Here is a 19,466-nt window from a genome sequence, read left to right on the forward strand (position 1 = left end):
AGGCTGCATAAATCAAAACTCCGCTTTTCAGCTTATCACCGAACTACTACGTTCTAACCGACCCTTACTGGGATGCCAAAGCTGAGGAGCACTGTTTACCTAACGCATCATGTACAGTCAGAGAGCTAGCAGCCTGTGAAGGGTCGAACTAGCGCAGACTTTCAGCCGGAAGGGCTGGACGGTAGTCTGAAGGTTTAATTTGAAATTTGACCAAATTCGCGAGTTCTTGAAGTTGGCTAATGGCTTCCGCCCCTTCCAATTTCATTAACTCACGGTCATCTCGCATTTCTGTCCACGTGATTCCATAATCAGAAACCAGAAAGCGGATTAGATGGTTGTTGTCCAAGCTCACCATAAAAGATGCGCTATTCATTTGACCACCGCAGGTATAGCACGATGCAAGATACCCTCGGTTTTCCAGTACAGTCGCCAATGCTTGGAGATTCATTACCAAGTCTTGAACGAATTGTCGGTGTTGTTCAGCAAGTCTTAAGAACACGGGGATTCATCCTCCAATCACCACACTAAATTCTAAACCTTATCTTAAGATTTTAACGGCAGTTTTTTGATATCAGCAGATACACCTTCGAGAAGGCAGATTTCGACAGATAGGTTAGAAAAAATACCTTAACTTCCCCACCATGCTAACGAACAAAGGAAGGAATCAAAGTAGCGATCGCAACAAGTCAACGAAACCTCTTAAAACTTGACGGTTCTTACCGTTTTGTGATGTATCTTCTCGGGGAGAAACGGCTGGAACGTTGAAATGAGTGATATCTAACTAACCCTATACATAGCACGATAGCCACTGATTCTGGAGAAGTCTCTCATCATATTGGCGGATTTGACAGGAAAACTACGGGATCGCGAAAAAAAGAGCGCTATATAGGCGCTCTTACATATATAGATAATAAGTAGAGCTAATTGAACTCTAGTTAACCGTCCACCAACCTACAGTTGGACCAATAAATCGAATCGTTAGCCAAGCCGCAACCAGAAGAATAATGCCCGTCCAAGCTCCGGTTGTAGTGATTTTAGTGAATCGGTCGGCTTGAGTTTTCGTAAACGGTAGCCAAGGTGCGATATTTGGCTCTTTGCCATATTTTTCGCCCAGCGTTTCTTTGCGACGTTTTGCTTCTCCCACGGTGTAATTCTCCGTTGTGCTATCTGCGATCGTAGGGTTCTTTAATTGATCATAGCGCCTTCAGTAGAGTGACTGTTAATCTTCCCAGGGATGAGTGGAAGCAGGTGTGAAAAGGCTGGGGTCTAAGTAACTCGTTCGAGCAAGGGGGCTAAGAGCCGCCAGAACTTGGGTTCCATAAGTGCGGTGAATGACGCGAGTATCCAGTAAGGCAACGATGCCTTGGCAGTCGCGAACCGGGGCAACAGCGCGTTGTAACTCGCTCAGAGCGTCAGGCAGAAGGTAGAGGCGGAACCAATCTTGGCGCAGTTGTTTGTAGTGGGCAACTCGTCCCGCGACAAGGGGATGTTCTAGCGATGGAATCGGCAGAGTTGCGATCGCGAGAACATGAGGCGCAGGTAAAACACTCTGATGCGCCCGCCAAAACTCCCAGCCCGCAATTAAAATGCCGTTGTCATCTAAACAAGTGCGCTCGACTTGGACTCTAGAACCAAATTCTGACGCCAAGATTGAGCCAACTTGAGCCTTGAGCGGGGTATCACCGATCAAAATCACCGATAGCCCTTGAACGGACGTGCTTGCTGTGAGCAGCGATCGCAGTTCCCGTAAGATCGCCTCTTGAAACTGGGGTGTGTTTGGCATCGGAATGCCTTCAGGCTGATAGAGCTGAATCACATCGTCCTGTCGGTCGAGGGCAAATTTTAGACAGGTGAGGTCGTCGGTTAAGCCAATGCGATCGCGATAAATGGTCGCTTCAGGCTCTAAATCTAAAGCTCCGCCAATTAAAACAGTCGACTGCTGAGACCAAATTGGTTTTAGGGCTGACGCAATTTCAACCGGGGCGCAATGCAGCACAAACTGCCCTGATTGACGTGCAATCGTCGTCCAAACCAGTTCGTCTTTAAGCTCTAGCCGCTCAAAAAAGGTTTTCCAGCTTTGAGGGAGAGGGTTTGGGTCACTGGGAGTAGGGTGTAGAGTGCGTTGGAGGGTTTGAAGAACTTCCCGTTCTGACTGCTCAATGAGATAGCACTCGTAAGGATTGGCGGGATGTTGAAAAATGGTTCGCGTGAGTTGAATTCTAACGTCTCGGATAGTTTCTTGATGGCTAGGACAAGCTAGCATCAGCGCTTCCCAATCGGCGGCATGAAGATGAGTTGTGAGGCGCTCCCGCGTCCAAGCTTCGAAATCATCAACGCCATCGATAATCGTCGGGATGCCAGCCGGAAATCTGCCTTGATGGTGGATACGATCGCTGAGCCATGCTTCTGGCGTCGTCAGAACAATGCCTCGATAGTCAGGAGCAATCCAGCGATCGCTCGTCTGAATCGGCTTTGGGTGGCTAATCCATTGCCGTAGACGAGGAATTTCTACTAGTAAAATTCGCTGCTGCACCTGTTCCGAGGCAACCACAATCACAGGTTCTTGCCACATCAAGATCGGAACTAGGTAGCTCAGCCGGTAGCGCCCGTGATAGCCAGATGGCGCGCCTGTTTGAATTAATGCACTCCGACCCAAACGCAGCGCACGTGCCACTAGACGAGCCATCGTTAAATGGTGCGCCCAATAGGGTTCGCCTTGCTCCCTCAAAAAAGCACGGAGTTGCTGATGGACTTCTACCTCAATCACAGGGCTGCACTCACTGCGTACTAAGAAACCATTCTGACACACCTAAAAAAAGGAAAAAGGTAAAAGCAAGCAAGAAAACTTGCGTCTTTTACCTTTCATTCCCATTAGAGTGAGCCAAATTTAGAGCGATCGCGATACTAGCGTCTTCTACCTACGCGCGCGCGTCCACTACCAAAGGAGCTGGGACGGTTGATCCGAGACGGCGTAGAGCCGTTAGAACGGCGCAGTGTACTAGAGCCATATCCTGATCCAGATGGACGTCCATAGGTTGTCGATGGGCGACGCACACTTGGATTGCGATAACCAGGCGAACTAATGCGACCCGTCGAGCGGAACACTTGACGATTTCGTTCAACCGCAGGTGGAGCGTTGTAGCGCTGTTGGTAACGATTCACCGCTTGACCGTAGCTGCTGCCATATCCACCAAACCCACTGAGGGGAACTCCAGGCTGATAGACAGGTGGCATATAGTATTGCGGACGGAAAAGCAGACTACCGATCGCTTGTCCTGCTAGCGCACCAGCAAACGGAGACCAAAAACTCGGTTCTTGGCGCACAACCACTGTTTCACTTTGCCCCGTCTGAGGATTGGTCTGCTGCTGAGTCACATTATGGACATACTCAATCTTGAAGTCTTCAGGAATGTGCAGCGACGGCTGATTGTTCTCGACTTTCAAGTAGGCTTTCTGCCCCGCTTTGACTTCCTCATCCGTGAGACGTGCCATTTGCAGGTTCTCAGTTCTTAAGGTTGAAGGAGCGCCAGCAGGCGTATTCAGTAGAGTGATGTCATATTGCCCCGTCCCATCGTCAAATCTAGCTTGCTGAACAGGGTACTGTCCATTGGGCAACTGGGTTTGAGCGCGGCTGGTCGCTGCCGGGTTTGCTGTATTAGATGGGCGGGAATCCCCCAAAGAAGGCCCTCCACATCCAACGGTTGTTAGACATAGCGCTGCGGACATCGAGAGAGCTAAAAATTTTCGTAACATGGATCGAACGATCTTCATAAGAACGGTATGGGCTAAGAACTCAGGCGTACATTCAGTATCCTAGCGAGCAAGATAAAACTCTTTCTACTGAATCTGAAGCTAAAGCGGAATCAATTCTGGAAAGAACTCTAACAGTTGGTCAGAATCAAGCTCATCACCCAATCGAGAGGGAGAGAAGTGGACTTGAATGGCCCGCAAGCGATCGCTGTAGTGAAGATTGATGATTTCCTTCAGTCCTGCTTCGAGTGCTCTGAGGCTGGCTAAATCGGTTTCTAACGCTGGCACTTCGCCCTCTGCCGCGATCGTAATCATGACGATTAAGTTCTGAGTGATGGGTAGAGATAACGAGGCATCGACATCGTCTCCATCGTCTAGCTCGACGCCACTCATATAGCGCTGAGCAGAATCGGTGAACAATTCGTTCACATAATCTCCAGCTTCCCCTTCATTCCAAATAACGTCTCCTTCATTGGCAGCCGAGCGCCAGTAGGTTTGGTACTGCAACAGTCCCTGACAAATTTCGACTAGCCCTTCTCCTAAAACAGACAAGTCGCCGTCTGACTCGACCGCTTGACTTGCCGCCTCGTTCAGAATGCCAAGAAAGGGAGCAACCTCTTTTCCAGCTAAATGTATAAAGATCCGACAGACCGCAAAGCGAGTTTTGCCACTAAATTGATTGAAGCGATCGCGCCACGAAGCCATGAATTTAAACCCGTGTTGCTAAATACTTTCTCACTCTATCGAGATTGAACTTAAAAGTGGTCTGTCGTAAGGTCAGATTTCCCTACTTGAATTTTATTAATTTGCCGTCTACTAATTTGCCATCTCTTTATTTGATGCCGTGAGTCTGATCTATGATCTCAACACTCCTCGTCTCGATCGTGCAGCAAATACCACGCTGTCTAAAATTCGCCACGTTCGATCAAAATCTAGGTAACTTGACTCCATGAATTTTGCTCAGGCTAAACGGTTTTTTCTAGGTAAAACATTACCTACTAGCGCTCATGCAGAAGAACGGTTGACGAAAGCGGAAGCACTAGCAGTCCTCTCATCCGATGCGCTGTCCTCTGTCGCGTATGCCACTCAAGAAACATTGCTGGTGTTGGTTGCCGCTGGGACCAGTGCATCCATTTTGGGACAGTCATTGCCGATTGCGATCGCCATCATTGTCCTCCTCGCGATCGTCATTCTCTCGTACCGCCAGACCATTCGCGCTTATCCTCAAGGCGGCGGTTCCTATATCGTTGCCCGCAGCAATCTCGGTCTGTTGCCGGGTCTGATTGCTGGCGCATCGCTGATGATTGACTATATTCTCACGGTTGCGGTGAGCGTATCTGCTGGGATTGATAACTTGGTGTCTGCGATTCCCGTGCTGCGTCCACTCACGGTTGAACTCTGTCTCGTCTGTGTCTTTTTGCTGATGATTGCCAATTTGCGCGGGGTCAAGGAGTCAGGACGCTTATTTATGATCCCAACCTATGCCTTCGTTGCCAGTATCTTTCTCTTAATTGGTATGGGGCTGTTTCATCAGGTGACTGGAACGATTGACCCCGTTCCACCTCCCGTAGAAGAGCTAGGTCACGTCAGCGAACAACTGAGCTTATTTCTCATTCTTAGAGCGTTTGCCGCGGGATGTACTGCTCTGACTGGAGTTGAAGCCATTTCAGATGGAGTATTAGCCTTTAAAGCGCCAGAGTGGAAGAACGCCAGCCAAACCTTGATAGCAATGGGCGTTATCCTGGGCTGCATGTTTCTAGGCATTAGCTATCTCGCCCATGCCTACGAGTTGGTTCCTAGAGAAACGGAAACGGTTTTATCGCTGCTCAGTCGCCAAATTTTTGGGGGATCGAGTCTGCTGTACTACTTCCTGGTGCTGTTCGCGACGCCGATGATTTTGCTACTAGCGGCCAATACAGCCTACGCTGACTTTCCGCGACTGTGTTACTTTTTGGCACGGGACGGATTTCTACCGAGGCAACTGGCTCTACTGGGCGATCGCTTAGTCTACTCGAACGGTATCTTGCTCTTGAGCATTTGCGCGGCAGTCTTGATGGTGATTTTCAAGGGCAGCACTACCGCCATTATTCCTCTATACGCAGTGGGCGTGTTTACCTCGTTTACGCTGTCCCAAGCGGGAATGGTCCGCCGCTGGTTTAGAGAGCGAGGCCAAGGCTGGCAAGCGAGCGCTCTGCTGAATGGGCTGGGTGCAGTTGCCACAACAGTTGTTCTGGGCGTAGTCATCGCGACGAAGTTTGCGCTAGGCGCTTGGGTTGTCGTGATTGCGATTCCCCTAGCCGTTTGGTTATTTATAAGCATTCGCCGGCACTATCAGTACGTTGCCGATCGCTTAAGCATTCAAGGAATTGCACCCCGGAGCCACATGCCGCGTGCGAAGGGTGTAACGGTGACGCATCCTGCGATCGTCATTGTTGGACAACTCCACCGAGGCACTATTGAAGCATTAGACTACGCGCGCAGTATTGCTGACGAAATTGTTGCCGTTCATGTCGATGTTGGCACCACAAATCGAGAAAAACTGCAACAGCGTTGGCAGGACTTAGAATCTGACATTGACCTAGTGATTCTAGATTCATCCTATCGGTCTGTGATTGCACCAATTCTAGACTTTGTAAGCCAGTACGAGGCACAGCACCCGGATGTGCTATCGACTATCATTATTCCGGCATTTGTGCCTCGCCGCTGGTGGGAAAGTTTACTGCACAACCAAACAACGCTGTTTCTCAAAAATGCATTGAGAACTAAAAAAAGTCGGGTCGTGACCACCGTGAGGTACTACCTATAAATCGTGAAGTACTACCTACAAACCTATAACTACCTACAAACCTATAAGTAGAGAGGCGGAATCCACAACGTCCCCCAAGTGCAAAAATCTTCGAGTTCTTGAAGAACTCGAAGATTTAAAAATTACGCAGTTTTAGGTTGCGTACTTAACTTTACGGCATAGATGAAATTGGAACATTCCGAAAAATGTTTGTGCCGGGGATGCGAACATCAACTCGTTCTAAATCTTCGGGAACGCGAAACGCCAGCGTCGCCTCGGTCGATTCGCCAGGGCGCAAGCGCTCTAGCGAAATTGGCTCATCCCCCGCCGTTTGAAAGTTTACGACTGGAAAGGATCGGTTGGTTCGGGTGTTGAGTGCGATCGCATCGCCTAGAAGAATGTTGTCTCCTCCCTCAGCCGAAGATGGTGATCCTGTAGAACGACTCGCTCGCTCAAATCGGACTCGTAAATTTACAAGATTCGCGGGTGCCGCCGTCCGCTCAGCAGAAAGAATCTCGACTTGCCCATTTCCTTCCAAGGTAGCCTGAACAAACTTACCAGGTTCAATGGTTTGAGCTTGAGATGGCACGCTTTGACGCACTCGTTCTACAAAAGAACCGCTCTGAGTAGAGTTGCTCGGAGCTGATCCTCCCCCAGTTCCAGCAAACGAATTGGAAACGGCGCTGCTTGTGGGGGAACGAACGCCCTCAACTTGACGCCGCATATTCGCCATCTGAAGCAGAGCAAAGCCGCTCAAGAAGAAGGCAAAGACCGATAAGACCAAGGCTAAACCTGATGCAATATCATTCAGCGTGCCACCCGAAGATCGAGGGGCAGGTGGTACCTGTTTGACTCGGTTAGCACTTAATGGATCAGAATTAGGCTCCTCAAGGGTGGTGGGATTGGCTATCCGAAGCTCCGGAGAGGTTCGCTTTGCGAAGTCCGTTGCATCGTGTCGTTCTTCTGCCATGGGGATCACCTTGGAGAGACTACTATGCCTTCGATCGTATTCAATGAGTTCCGGATTCTAGTCCTCTCTTAAGAGGGATTTAAGATGTGAACTACGATTCTGCGCCGTATATCCATAAGAATATATATTTTCACTCATTCAGAATAAAAGCCAATACAATCGTTTCAATCTTGCCTCGTCATTCTAGCGATCGCCAACCTCTTCAAGATTCCTTCCATGACCACCCACTTCTCTGATCCAATTGACTCTGCTTCATTCCAGAAAGCTACATGGCTCAAGTTTCTCTTGCTCAGCAGTTGGATCAGTAGTTGCCTATTTGTATTGCTTCCTAACCGCGCTTGGTCTGCTGCACCCGCGCTGTGTTCCAGTCAGCTTCCTGCCGCGATCGAGGCAATTGCGAACCGACCCATGTTTCGGCGATCGCGCTTAGGCGTTTTGGTACAGACGTTAGGAAAGCGAGAAACCCTCTATGCCCGCGATGCAGAGCAGTATTTTGTTCCCGCTTCTAACGCAAAACTGCTGACGACCGCTGCTGTTCTGAGTAAATTTGGGTCTCAATATCGGATTCGCACTTCCGTTTATGGCGCTCAAACGGCCAACGGGTGGCAAATTCGATTAGTCGGACAAGGCGATCCCAGTTTGACGGATGCTCAGTTGGTTAGCCTCGCTCAGCAGCTAACGCAGAAAGGCATCCGACGCATCGCGCAACTTCAGGTCGAAGATATCGATACCGAGCCGCTCAATGACGATTGGGCAGTGGGAGATGTGCGGGAAAGTTATGGTGCACCAGTCAGCCGATTGATTTTAAATCGCAACTTACTCGCGCTGACGCTTTCTCCTCAAGCCCTTGGACAACCGCTACGCCTCCAGTGGGAAGACTCAGCGCAAGCCGACCAATGGACAATTGAAAATACGTCCGTGACAGGGAATGCTCAAGCGTCAGAGTATGTGGTTGTAGAGCGAGATCTCACGCAACCGATTCTGAGAGTGTCTGGGCAACTCCGAGTCGGGGCGGCTCCATACTCTGATGTCGTCGCAATTGATGATCCCGCCGCCCATTTCTTGAAACACTTCCAGCAGGCTCTTTCTAAGGAAGGTATTGTGGTGGATCGCGCTCAAGTCAGCCGACTGCCTAATAGGTTCGGCACAGAGATTGCGAGTGTTGATTCGCCTACGATCGCTGAGCTGATCAAATTTACCAATCAAAATAGCGATAATCTTTACGCCGAGGCGTTACTCAAACTCTTGAGTCAGGGGACGCCTGCTAAACTCAGCCCGTCTATTTTGGCTCAAGGACTACTGACCCTAACGGATGTCTTAAGTCGCTTAGGAATTAATAGCGAACGGTTTTCTATAGTCGATGGAGCAGGCTTAGCTCGTCAGGATTTGGTCACTCCTTCTGCCCTTGTCGAAACGCTGCAAACGATGAGTCAACAGCCCGAAGGCTCGCTCTATCGAGCTTCACTGCCGATCGCAGGTCTGAATGGTTCGCTCCGAAATCGATTTCAGAACACCCCGGCTCAAGGAATCCTGCAAGCGAAAACGGGAACGCTCACCGGAGTGAGTGCCATGTCAGGCTATGTTAGCCCCATTCAGCACCCGCCGCTTGTGTTCAGCTTCATTCTTAATCAGTCGAAAGACTCAACCTCATTACAACGAGACGCTCTAGATGAGATTGCCCTGCTCTTAGCCCAACTGCGATCGTGTCCTTAGAAACGCACTTAATATCCCACTACATAGAATTTACGTTAAGAACTGAACCTAAATTTGCCTTGACTGAGTAGAATGACGTTATACAGTCTTTGCGACTTGTTGACAACTGTTTTTATCTAAAACTGTTTGTAATTGATTGCGACTCCATCCATCTAATTAACGTTGGAGGTTAGGCTTTAGCGATTGATTCTCTAGGCAGCATTCTCGCTGTCTACCCCTTATCCAACCTTACCTACAGGTGCCTGTGAACGAAAGAGAAAGAAGACCCAATCGAGATATTCCCATCATTAACGATCGCATTCGGTTTCCCAAACTTCGGGTAATTGATGCTGACGGTGCCCAGCTAGGGATCATGACTTCGAGAGAAGCGCAGCAGCTAGCTGACGAAAAAGAACTAGATCTCGTGCTAGTGAGCGACAAAGCGGATCCACCCGTCTGCAAAATTATCGACTACGGGAAGCACAAATTCGAGCAAGAGAAAAAGGCGAAAGAAGCCCGCAAGAAGCAACACACCGTTGATGTCAAAGAAGTCAAGATGCGCTACAAGATCGAAGAACACGATTACCATGTGCGAATCACTCAGGCGCAACGCTTCCTGAAGTCAGGCGATAAAGTAAAAGCTACGATTATGTTCCGTGGACGAGAAATCCAGCACAGCGACCTAGCAGAAACATTGCTGAAGCGCATGGCTCAAGATTTGCAGGAAATTGCAGAGGTGCAGCAAGCCCCGAAGAAAGAGGGTCGGAACATGATGATGTTGCTTGCGCCTAAGAAGTAAGCGGTTTACTGATTCACCTTATTGGTGAACTGATACTTAACAGAGGATGGCCAAATAATGCCATCCTCTGTTTTTTCATGGCATACCGATTTCTAACGCGACCCTGTATAGGGGCACGGCAGTACCTACAGGAACAATGCTTTTTAGAACAGGGATCAGCGAAACACGGGTAAGTTTCCACAGTGCAAACTCAATCCTCATCAAAAGAATCTGGATCAAAAAATGTAATTCGATTTGGGAATGCTAAAGGGAACTCATCTTTATCCACAGTCTGAGTACGATTCACCAGATCACGCTGCACACATCTTTTATCTTCAGTGATTAGCCCTCTGGTGGATTGGCCCAGTCTGATTTACGCATTCAACCCGGGACAGCACGCTTCATGGTATTGACAAATCAATTCCGCAAGAAAGAGGGGTTCGGAGACAAGCTCCTACGCTGGATTAACCTCCGTGAAGGGGAAGGCAAGCGAACGGCGTCAATGTTTGCGTTTTACACCACAACCTCGTGGGGTTTAATTTGGCTTGAGGCGTGTGCCCTCGATCTTTTTCTGTCTCAATATGGCGCAGCGACACTGCCGCTCATTTATATTCTGAGTTCTGGCATCCGAATCGGATTAGGGCTACTTTACTCGTGGATGCAGCGATTTCTGCCTCTACGTTGGGTGATCATCCTCATTGCGATCGTTATTGCTCTGCCGCTTCCTGCCTTTTGGATTGGGTTGGGATATCCCGCAGGAGTTGAAGTTGCAGGATTTGTCGTTCTCAAAACTACAATTTTGTTGATGCAACTTTGGCTAGAAGCCAGCCATGCTTTAAATGATCTCAATGCATCAATTACCGCCAATCAACTATTTAACGTCCGAGAAGTTAAACGCACCTACCCCCTCATCAGTAGCGGAATTCTATTTGCAGATGTGGTTGGCGGGTTCTCGCTGCCGCTTCTGTTAGCTGTTTTACCCCGCGATCGCGGCTTACCAACCGTCATTATGGTCTCATTCGCCATGATGATGGTCGGTGCAATCGTTTTGGTTTACCTGAGCCAATCTTACCGACAGTCGTTTCCAGACGCGCGGCGGCGACACGATGACGCTGTTAGTGAATCGTCAACTCGTCGGATGCGGGGAGAGATGCGGCACTATGCTATGCTGCTACTCGTTTTCTTTGCCTTGGCGCAGGTGCTGCTCTTGCTGGTTGAGTTCCAATTTTTGAGTCAACTTGGAGAACAATCAGGGGCGACAGGCAATCGTTTTCTTCATGGAGAAGTGGCTGGCTTTTTGGGGTTATTTAATGGATCACTTGGCATTTGTGAGCTGGCGATGCAGTGGCTCTTTGCCAGCCGCCTGATCGGTCGGATCGGGGTCTTTGCCGCGGTGATGCTACTGCCTGGACTGACGATTTTGTTTAGCAGTGCCTCTTTCACGGGGTTAGTGCCCATCTTTTTCATCGTGGTCGGTCTGCGATTTCTCTATGAGCTACTGCACTACACCATTTTTGCTGGCACAGGTCCATTTCTGTTTCATGCCATTCCAGACCAGTATCGCGATCGCATTCAATCTCAAGTCCGGGGGATTGCAGAACCCGTTGCAACTGCTATCACCGGGTTCGTGTTGTTAGGAATTGGCAGTTTTGGATTGCAGCAGGCAGGTGCCACTGGGCAAAATCTGGTGTTTGGCATGATGATTTTGCTTGCGGGGGGATGGCTTGTCGCGATCGCAATCCTGCGGTCAAAATACGTTGGGTTGCTGGTTCTCAGCGCTGGGCGAGGGCAGTTAAGCGGCTCCGAAGTCGATTTGCGGGCACTAAAACAAGCGGTGATCGAAACGCTAGAAAAACCGGGGGCAGAGGCAGACAAGCGATCGTGTGTCGAGTTGCTCAACCAAATTGATCCCAAAACCATCGGCGATGTTCTCGCCCCGCTTTTGAGCAAGCTATCGCCTCTCCTACAACACAAAAGCTTAGAGGTGATGCTCAGCTATCCAAACGCCGTTCACTTGCCTACCGTTCGGAATCTATTGGCAGAAAATCCGGCTCCCGAAGTGACTGCGATCGCGTTGCGCTATCTCATGCTGACCGATGAATCTCCCAACATCAAACAGCTTGAACCTTCGTTGCATCCAGATATTCATCCTGTCGTGCGCGGAACTGCCGCATCGCTCATTCTGCGTTGCGGCAATCCTAAGCAAAAAGCGCAAGCAACCAACACCTTACGGCTGATGTTGACTAGTCAGAATAAGCAAGAACGAATCATGGGCTGTCGGGCATTGGGAGAAGCAGTCTATCTGCAAGCCTTGCGGGTCTATGTGCCAAATTTGTTAGAAGATCGATCCATCCAAGTGCGACGGGCAGTGCTTGAAGCGATCGGAGCAACGCGCTCAGAAGAGTATTATCCCTACTTACTGAAAGGAATTCATCTTAAATCGACTCGTGAAGCGGCAATTAAAGCCTTAGTCAAGCTAGAAAACGACGCCTTACCCATGCTGGTGCGATTGGCAGAGAATGTTCATCAGTCTGACCTTGTGCGGAGTGAGGCTTGGGGTGCGATCGGAGAAATTGGCACAACCGAAGCAATTAACATTCTGATTGCTCACCTCACTACATCTTGGGGAAATAGCCGTCGCAGCTTACTCAAAATTCTGCTCAAAATTCCTCAAGAGCGGGGTATTGAACGGGTGTTAGATCAGCTTGGACGAAGAGGAATTGAAGCGCTGATCGATCAAGAAATGATGTTTATTGGGCAAGTGTACGGCGCGTTGGCCGATTTAATTCCTGAACGGTTGCGCGGGCAAGAAGCCGACATGCTTAGGAATGCGCTTCAAGATTCACCCACTGATGGAATTGAGCGGTTGTTTTTGCTGATGAAATTTCTCTATCCTATCAGTGCCATTCAGGTCGCTTCTTTCAATTTGCAGTCTGGGTCGCGAATTCACATGGCACAAGGGCTAGAAATTCTAGATAACACGTTGGATATTGTCAATAAACCTGCTGTTCTGGTGCTGCTCGATCGCAACCTACTAATTGACAAGCTGCAAAGTTTATCTCAGTTAGTGTCCTACGTGCCGATGCGTCCCCACGATCGCGTGAAACATTTGCTGAATCTGCGCCACTTTGTTTCAGATTGGACGTTGGCATGTTGTTTTCATCTGGCTCAACGGGAACGTTGGACTTTGACGAGTGATCAAATTTTGTCAAGTCTCGATCATCCGACTGGATTTGTGCGCGAAGCCGTGCTGAGCTACTTACGTCTTGCGTCTCCACAAGCGCTCGCTCGTATTTTGCCGAATTTACAGAGCGATCCGAACCCAATTGTTGCCAGTGAAGTGAAGAGATTGATGAAGGAGTTAGGAAGCGAGGCCCAAAGGGGCGCTCTCCACTCTCATGCCCATGAAAATTTGTCGAACCCTGCCGAGCCACAACCCCTGTAGCATTTGACACAAGACTTCGTAAAATTTGGATACGTGAGATTTGAATAATAGTGCCTACCCCGCCCGACCATGCTAAACAGTTTTGACCGCCTGCTCCTAATCCGACAAGTCCCGATTTTCCAAGAGCTTCGGGATGATTTTCTGGTGCGGTTGGCATCGATTATGGAAGAACAGTCATTTGGGGCACGGAAGCCAATTTTTACTCAGGGAGATGAGGGGCGATCGCTGTATGTGATTGTGTCAGGCCGCGTCCGCGTGCATATTGGCAAACAGGAACTTGCCCAAATGGACAAAGGCGGATTTTTTGGCGAAATGTCTCTGTTTGATGCCGAAAAGCGATCAGCATCGGTTACCACTCTTTCGGTTTGTGACTGTTTGGTTTTAACGCAGCAGCAACTCTACGAAGCGATCGACGAAACGCCGGGAATCGCGCTCAACATTATTCGGATTCTCTCGCGGCGCATTCGAGAACTAAATGTGAGAATCAAAGACCAAGACGCTGAGCTGATGTCCTTTAAAGGGCCGCCAGAACTGGAAATAGAACCATCGCGATCGCTTCGGGTTGTGCCCAATGTTCGGCCTAATTAATAGGTAGGCATTGGCAGTGGATGTGGAAGTAGATTTATATAGATGAAGGGTCAACAGATTTGTTTATCCACTACAGCCGTTACTCCATCCACTGCTAACGAGAGACCTCTGCAAATCCTACGATCGGGGGTTATCTACGCCCTCTGCCTTAGAACTACTGCTGAGCGATTCCTTCGCAATCTGCAAAACTTCTGATTTCACCTGCTCGTAGTGACTCGCCGCGCACCAAGGACGAAGGTACAACGTTGTTGTCGTTGCCGAAATCGTATCGACATGACATGTCGTTTTTGGCTCTTGCAAAATTAGGGGATGATCTTGCAGCAAGGAAAGCAGTTGGGTAATGGTAGAGTCGATGACGCGATCGCCAATATCAACCGTCAAATCGACGCGCCGAGTGCCCATCACTGTATTGTTTTTCAGCGTGCCGCTAAAGAGATTGCTGTTGGGAACCGTAATTCGCACGTGATCGGCGGTGAGAATAGTGGTCGAAAATAAGCCGATGTTATCGACCAATCCTGCCACGCCTGCTCCTTCGATCGCATCTCCCACTTCAAAGGGGCGAAAACTAACCAGCAAGATTCCCGCCGCAAAGTGAGACAGACTATTTTGCAGAGCCAGCCCGATCGCGAGACCCGCTGCACCCACCACGGCGACCACAGTTGTCGTTTGAATTCCAACGGTATTGAGGGCAGCGACAACGCCAATCATCCACACCAAAATTCCTGACATCTGTGCCAAGAATTTCTGTAAGGTGGGTTCTGCGTATTTGAGCAGACGAAAGGTAAGGTGTCTCGCTGTTATTGCTCCCCACCGCGTCAGGAGCAGGATTGCGATCGCTTTAAAGCACTGAAATGCCAAGTTTGACAACTGATTCTCAAACACGGGTTGAGGAAAATTCAGCGAAAACCCTAAAATTCCTTCAGTCTCAGCCATAGGCGTATCCTCCTTAACTCTGCTCATTGGGGTTCTACATTGGCAGTCTGCCAACTTCCATAAACCCTTCTAAGGAGGATCAGTTTAAACGGTTTAGGCTCTAGATTGACGATGAACTTCAGAAATGGGAGGTTTAGCTCGGTAAGGCTTGCCAACCGAAACACGGGGCAATCGATGCTTAAAACTACACAAAATTTCCCAAGAAATGGTGCCCAGCAACTTGGCCCAATCGTCCGCCAAGATTTGCTCATTGCCGTCTTGTCCGATCAGCGTGACGACTTCCCCTTCTTGCAGTGCTGGAATCTTGCTCACATCTAGCATGATCTGATCCATCGTGATGGCTCCAATTTGAGGAACCCGCTGTCCCCGAACGAGAACCGTCATTTTATTCGATAGATTGCGAGGAACGCCGTCTGCATAGCCAATTCCAACGACGGCAATTTGAGTCTCGCGATCGCAAATAAATTTGTACCCATAACTCACTCCAGTTCCTGGTTGCAGCGTTTTTACCTGAGTCACCCGCGCTTTGACTTGCAGCACAGGTTTGAGATTGACGCGATCGTTCAGGTGGTCGGCTGGATAGAGTCCATAAATAATCAGTCCTGTCCGTACAAGATCGTAGTGAAGGCTAGAGTCAGTCAGTGTCGCTGCCGAATTGGCTAAATGAAAATGCGGCAGTGGATGGGCAGGGGCCGTGCTATTGGGATTAAACCCACAGGCATGGAGAGCAGACTCATAGTGCTGTTGCTGCTGACGCAAAACCGTTGGATCAGGATCGTCGGCAGTGGCTAAGTGAGAATAAACGCTAGCGATCGCTAAGTTTGGTAATCGCTGCACCAACTGCACAAACTCTGTTGCCTGCTGCCAGGATGTGCCCAAACGGGACATGCCCGTGTCCAATTTGATATGAACAGGTAAGGAAGCGCGACTGCCCACGGCTTCCGAAAAGACAAGCGCTTGTTTAGGCGTGCAGAGCGTTGGCTGGAGTTGCCACTGCGCGATCGCGCGAATTTGCTCCGCCGTATGAGTCGCTCCCAGCACCAAAATCGGCGCTTCGATTCCTGCCTCTCGTAGCTCGATTCCCTCTGGAATAGTGGCGACACCTAGCCACGTTGCGCCTGCTTGCAGAACCGTCTGGGCAACGGTAATGGCTCCGTGTCCATATGCATCAGCTTTCACAACCGCCATTAAGGCAGTTTGCGGCGACAACAAGCTTAGAATCTGCTGCACATTATAGGAGAGGGCCGCTAAATCAACCTCTACCCACGCCCGTTCTCGCTGCATCAGAGCAACACTCGGACTTTGCTCCCAACTCAACATCACACCTACTCCTTCTCACACCCAATATCTGCGATTGGCAAAGCCAAACTCCAAAGGATCGCACCCTAGCACCTAAAACTCTTCATTCGGACTTCTTAAACTTTTGTAAGAATAGTGTTTGAACTTGAAGTCTGGTGAACCTGAATTGCTCTTTACTTTATATTGTTTTACTCAAAAACAATATGGTTGCTCAATAAAGGCGCTGTCTCGATCGAGAAGTCGTGTGTCAGAAAAATTCTGGTTCAGCATTTGCTCAGTGCTGTCGTTGCGCCCCAACTCTGCATTTCGAGGAATGTGTTAGCATCAGTACTAGTCAGATTGTCTTAAACAAATTCCTGGAATGGGCAAGGTTCTGGTGCTTAACGCTTCCTTTGAACCGCTTAACATCACAAGCTGGCGGCGAGCCGTGGTGTTGCTAATCAAAGGAAAGGCAGAGCAAGTCGAACACAACGGCAAGTACATTTATTCGGGATTTCCCTTACCCACGGTTATCCGATTGCGTCACTACGTTCGTGTGCCGTACAAAGAAATCTCTCTAACGCGCAAAAACATCCTGCATCGCGACGAGCAGATGTGCCAATACTGTAGCTATCGAGGAGACGATCTAACCCTCGATCATGTGATCCCGCGATCGCGGGGCGGAGAAGATTCTTGGGAAAACATGGTAACGGCTTGCGTTCGTTGCAATGTTAAAAAAGGCAACCGGACGCCCAAAGAAGCCAATATGCCATTGCTGACGACGCCTCATCGTCCTCACAGCAGCCTCTATTTTGAGGTGACGAAACATGTCAAAAATGGAGTAAATCAAGAATGGCGTAAATATGTAATCGGAGATTTGGAGATCGAAGGATAGTCTCTCGGCCTAGAGCAGCTTCTATCGATTAGATTTTAATTTCTCCATCTCAAGACATTTTCTCTCCATCTCAAGACATAAAGCCTTCATAAAGCTAACGCTTTTGAAGCTTTTTTGCGAAGATCAGGAAGTACCAACTGAAGCAAGGTTTCCAGATTTAGAGGAACCCCGCAGCAATGCCGCTAATTATAGGTACTGTCTTGGTTCTCTCGTCTGTCTCTATATGCAATTTGATCCGAGTCCACACTCCCCTAGCTCAACTACCTCAATGGAACCAGAACTTATCCTGACTGGTTCAAACTCTCGCTCCACTGAGTACGTACCCTCTGATGCTGTCGGTAAGCTAAATGGTTCTGGCTACGAACAGCGAGGACGGTTCCCGTATGATTCAGCGCGATCGTCAGAGCAAGAACAAAAAGTCGAAGTGTTTCGGAAACTGTTAGAAAAGCATCGCGGTGAGCGTCAGCTAGTCATTCTACAGGATTTTCCTGATCCGGATGCCTTGTCTTCAGCTTGGGCCTATAAGCTGATTGCTCAGAAATACGATGTCAATTGCGAAATTGTCTATGCTGGAATGCTGAGCCACCAAGAAAATATTGCGCTGGTGAAGTTGACTGGCATTCCGTTACAGCGCTGGACGCCTCAGATTGCTAAAACGAAAGATCTTTCAAACTACAAAGGCTGCGTCTTCATCGACAATCAGGGCACGACGAGCCAGCTTTTCTCGGTCGTTCAGCAGGCGCATGTGCCGATTACGGTGGTGATTGATCATCACAGTATGCAGGATGATCTGAATGCTGAGTTTATCGATATTCGGACAAACACTCGTGCTACAGCAACGATCCTGACGCAGTATCTGCAATCTGGGATGCTGAGGCTAGATAGCAATATTAGCGAGCATGTGAAATGCGCGACAGCGCTGATGCACGGGCTGCGATCGGATACGAATCGGCTGATGCAGGCTCAAGAAGAAGATTTTCTAGCCGCCGCCTATCTCAGCCGCTTCTATGATGGGCAGTTGCTCAACACGGTGCTGCAATCGTCCCGATCGCGGCAGGTGATGGATGTCATTGAGCGATCGCTGAAAAATCGCATTGTGCAAAACAACTTCTCGATCGCGGGCGTTGGCTATTTGCGCTACGACGACCGAGACGCGATTCCGCAAGCCGCAGATTTTCTAGTGACTGAAGACAACGTGCACACTGCTGTTGTATATGGCATTGTTCACGATGACGACGATGAATTAGAACTCGTGGTTGGCTCGTTGCGAACGAATAAAATTACGCTCGACCCCGATGAGTTTATCAAAGAGGCATTTGGGCAAGACTCTCAGGGACGCTTCTTTGGCGGCGGGCGATCGCAGGCAGGCGGATTTGAAATTCCGATGGGATTTCTCTCTGGCTTCTCCGAAAGTAGCGAGTACGCCAAAATGAAGTGGTCTGTCTTTGATACCCAAATTAAGCAAAAACTTTTGCGTTTGGTGAATCCAGAACAAAATTATCCGCAGCAATAGCGCGTTGAGTAGGGATCAAAAGACAAGGTTCAACTGGGGAACTGAGAGGAGGTTCTCGTGTTGAAGATTTGAGCATTGAGGGTGGTTGAAGTTCGTAAGATAGGCGCTATAGTCGGAGTCAATCACCCAATGCTCTCTTGATCATGGATCTCTATCTCATTCGCCACGGCTTAGCTGGGCAACACGGCGACTATGCTAACGATGCAGAGCGTCCCCTCACGGATGAAGGCAAGCGCAAGACTCGGCAGGTGGCGAAGCAGTTGCACCAGTTGGGGTTGAAGTTTGACTTGATTTTGACTAGCCCTCTGATGCGAGCTAAACAGACGGCTGAGATTCTTCAAGCCGAGGGACTGAGCAAGCACCTAGAGATCGCAGATTGTTTAGCGCCTGGAGGCGAGCTTCAGCAGTGGTTAGACTGGTTGGCAACGTGGAGAGCGCCTAACAAAGTTCTAGCGTTAGTGGGGCACGAGCCAAATTTGAGTAATTGGGCAGAAATTTTGGTGTGGGGCAATGCTCATGGAAGCTTAGTGCTTAAAAAAGCAGGCGCGATCGCGGTTACGATTCCAGATTCGGGAACCCCGATCGCGACGAGCCGGCTTTTTTGGTTAACACCGCCTCGCTTCTTAGGCAGTCATAAGCTGTAAGCATTAATAAAACATTAATATGCAGAATTTAGTGGCTCAGTTTAATAGAATTCCGTGCTAAATTCTGCTAAACCCTAATATCCTATTGCTGTAAGCAAGTCAGGCTCCTGTTTGTCTCACCACTATCCGCCCTGTCACATTGAGCCTGCGTTGATCCAAGATATTCTATAAAGTAAGTGCCCTCGATAATGTCGT

At 49.2% G+C, this 19,466-nt stretch carries 16 protein-coding genes; 8 read left to right on the forward strand and 8 right to left on the reverse strand.

The genetic code is table 11. From position 1 onward, the window contains the following. Nucleotides 1-148 precede the first annotated feature (148 nt). The 5 genes from AC5I6P_RS16400 to AC5I6P_RS16420 all read right to left on the reverse strand — a co-directional run bounded on the left by AC5I6P_RS16400 (nt 149) and on the right by AC5I6P_RS16420 (nt 4,455). Nucleotides 149-499, reverse strand: a complete 351-nt coding sequence (locus tag AC5I6P_RS16400; RefSeq protein WP_495694848.1) for a DUF1815 family protein — start codon at nt 497-499, stop codon at nt 149-151. A 432-nt stretch (nt 500-931) separates the two neighbouring features. Further along, on the reverse strand, nt 932-1,144 hold the full coding sequence (locus tag AC5I6P_RS16405) for a DUF2839 domain-containing protein (protein WP_495694849.1): 213 nt from the start codon (nt 1,142-1,144) through the stop codon (nt 932-934). 75 nt (nt 1,145-1,219) lie between these two features. Next, nucleotides 1,220-2,767 (reverse strand): ATP-dependent DNA helicase, encoded by a 1,548-nt coding sequence (locus tag AC5I6P_RS16410; RefSeq protein ID WP_495694850.1) that lies wholly within the window; start codon nt 2,765-2,767, stop codon nt 1,220-1,222. Between the two features lie 137 nt (nt 2,768-2,904). Continuing rightward, nucleotides 2,905-3,678 (reverse strand): hypothetical protein, encoded by a 774-nt coding sequence (locus AC5I6P_RS16415; protein ID WP_495694851.1) that lies wholly within the window; start codon nt 3,676-3,678, stop codon nt 2,905-2,907. Between the two features lie 174 nt (nt 3,679-3,852). Continuing rightward, nucleotides 3,853-4,455, reverse strand: coding sequence for a DUF1517 domain-containing protein (locus AC5I6P_RS16420; protein ID WP_495694852.1), 603 nt, complete (start codon nt 4,453-4,455; stop codon nt 3,853-3,855). A gap of 244 nt (nt 4,456-4,699) precedes the next feature. Here AC5I6P_RS16420 and AC5I6P_RS16425 point away from each other — a divergent pair, with 244 nt between their 5' ends. Next, nucleotides 4,700-6,556, forward strand: coding sequence for an APC family permease (locus AC5I6P_RS16425; RefSeq protein WP_495694853.1), 1,857 nt, complete (start codon nt 4,700-4,702; stop codon nt 6,554-6,556). A 151-nt stretch (nt 6,557-6,707) separates the two neighbouring features. Here AC5I6P_RS16425 and AC5I6P_RS16430 read toward each other — a convergent pair whose 3' ends face one another. Further along, complete coding sequence (locus tag AC5I6P_RS16430) at nt 6,708-7,505, reverse strand: hypothetical protein (protein WP_495694854.1); 798 nt, start codon at nt 7,503-7,505, stop codon at nt 6,708-6,710. A gap of 216 nt (nt 7,506-7,721) precedes the next feature. On the opposite strand from AC5I6P_RS16430, the gene dacB reads away from it, so the two are divergent. The 4 genes from dacB to AC5I6P_RS16450 all read left to right on the forward strand — a co-directional run bounded on the left by dacB (nt 7,722) and on the right by AC5I6P_RS16450 (nt 14,008). Beyond that, nucleotides 7,722-9,218 carry a D-alanyl-D-alanine carboxypeptidase/D-alanyl-D-alanine endopeptidase gene (gene dacB, locus AC5I6P_RS16435; protein WP_495694855.1) on the forward strand — a complete coding sequence of 499 codons (1,497 nt, stop codon included), beginning with the start codon at nt 7,722-7,724 and terminating at the stop codon, nt 9,216-9,218. 244 nt (nt 9,219-9,462) lie between these two features. Then, nucleotides 9,463-9,996 carry a translation initiation factor IF-3 gene (infC, locus tag AC5I6P_RS16440; RefSeq protein ID WP_495694856.1) on the forward strand — a complete coding sequence of 178 codons (534 nt, stop codon included), beginning with the start codon at nt 9,463-9,465 and terminating at the stop codon, nt 9,994-9,996. A gap of 382 nt (nt 9,997-10,378) precedes the next feature. Then, nucleotides 10,379-13,420: a HEAT repeat domain-containing protein gene (locus AC5I6P_RS16445; protein WP_495694857.1), complete on the forward strand. Its 3,042-nt coding sequence runs from the start codon at nt 10,379-10,381 to the stop codon at nt 13,418-13,420. 69 nt (nt 13,421-13,489) lie between these two features. Then, on the forward strand, nt 13,490-14,008 hold the full coding sequence (locus tag AC5I6P_RS16450) for a cyclic nucleotide-binding domain-containing protein (RefSeq protein ID WP_495694858.1): 519 nt from the start codon (nt 13,490-13,492) through the stop codon (nt 14,006-14,008). Nucleotides 14,009-14,125: 117 nt separating this feature from the next. On the opposite strand, the gene AC5I6P_RS16455 is transcribed toward AC5I6P_RS16450, so the two are convergent. Then, nucleotides 14,126-14,941, reverse strand: a complete 816-nt coding sequence (locus tag AC5I6P_RS16455) for a mechanosensitive ion channel family protein (RefSeq protein WP_495694859.1) — start codon at nt 14,939-14,941, stop codon at nt 14,126-14,128. 93 nt (nt 14,942-15,034) lie between these two features. After that, nucleotides 15,035-16,261: an alanine racemase gene (gene alr / locus AC5I6P_RS16460; protein WP_495694860.1), complete on the reverse strand. Its 1,227-nt coding sequence runs from the start codon at nt 16,259-16,261 to the stop codon at nt 15,035-15,037. A 340-nt stretch (nt 16,262-16,601) separates the two neighbouring features. On the opposite strand from alr, the gene AC5I6P_RS16465 reads away from it, so the two are divergent. The 3 genes from AC5I6P_RS16465 (at nt 16,602) to sixA (ending at nt 19,271) form a co-directional block, all read left to right on the forward strand. Continuing rightward, on the forward strand, nt 16,602-17,114 hold the full coding sequence (locus AC5I6P_RS16465; RefSeq protein ID WP_495694861.1) for an HNH endonuclease: 513 nt from the start codon (nt 16,602-16,604) through the stop codon (nt 17,112-17,114). A 268-nt stretch (nt 17,115-17,382) separates the two neighbouring features. Continuing rightward, nucleotides 17,383-18,627 carry a DHH family phosphoesterase gene (locus AC5I6P_RS16470; RefSeq protein ID WP_495694862.1) on the forward strand — a complete coding sequence of 415 codons (1,245 nt, stop codon included), beginning with the start codon at nt 17,383-17,385 and terminating at the stop codon, nt 18,625-18,627. Nucleotides 18,628-18,770: 143 nt separating this feature from the next. Continuing rightward, nucleotides 18,771-19,271 carry a phosphohistidine phosphatase SixA gene (sixA, locus tag AC5I6P_RS16475; protein WP_495694863.1) on the forward strand — a complete coding sequence of 167 codons (501 nt, stop codon included), beginning with the start codon at nt 18,771-18,773 and terminating at the stop codon, nt 19,269-19,271. Nucleotides 19,272-19,466 lie beyond the last annotated feature (195 nt).

Source organism: Myxacorys sp. (assembly GCF_059501405.1).

What these genes read in the sequence shown, in the direction of transcription:
- AC5I6P_RS16420 (WP_495694852.1), bottom strand. Translation starts at nt 4,455, where the DNA reads ATGGCTTCGTGGCGCGATCGCTTCAATCAATTTAGTGGCAAAACTCGC.
- AC5I6P_RS16425 (WP_495694853.1), top strand. Translation starts at nt 4,700, where the DNA reads ATGAATTTTGCTCAGGCTAAACGGTTTTTTCTAGGTAAAACATTACCT.
- AC5I6P_RS16430 (WP_495694854.1), bottom strand. Translation starts at nt 7,505, where the DNA reads ATGGCAGAAGAACGACACGATGCAACGGACTTCGCAAAGCGAACCTCT.
- dacB (WP_495694855.1), top strand. Translation starts at nt 7,722, where the DNA reads ATGACCACCCACTTCTCTGATCCAATTGACTCTGCTTCATTCCAGAAA.
- AC5I6P_RS16445 (WP_495694857.1), top strand. Translation starts at nt 10,379, where the DNA reads ATGGTATTGACAAATCAATTCCGCAAGAAAGAGGGGTTCGGAGACAAG.
- AC5I6P_RS16450 (WP_495694858.1), top strand. Translation starts at nt 13,490, where the DNA reads ATGCTAAACAGTTTTGACCGCCTGCTCCTAATCCGACAAGTCCCGATT.
- AC5I6P_RS16455 (WP_495694859.1), bottom strand. Translation starts at nt 14,941, where the DNA reads ATGGCTGAGACTGAAGGAATTTTAGGGTTTTCGCTGAATTTTCCTCAA.
- alr (WP_495694860.1), bottom strand. Translation starts at nt 16,261, where the DNA reads ATGTTGAGTTGGGAGCAAAGTCCGAGTGTTGCTCTGATGCAGCGAGAA.
- AC5I6P_RS16465 (WP_495694861.1), top strand. Translation starts at nt 16,602, where the DNA reads ATGGGCAAGGTTCTGGTGCTTAACGCTTCCTTTGAACCGCTTAACATC.
- AC5I6P_RS16470 (WP_495694862.1), top strand. Translation starts at nt 17,383, where the DNA reads ATGGAACCAGAACTTATCCTGACTGGTTCAAACTCTCGCTCCACTGAG.
- sixA (WP_495694863.1), top strand. Translation starts at nt 18,771, where the DNA reads ATGGATCTCTATCTCATTCGCCACGGCTTAGCTGGGCAACACGGCGAC.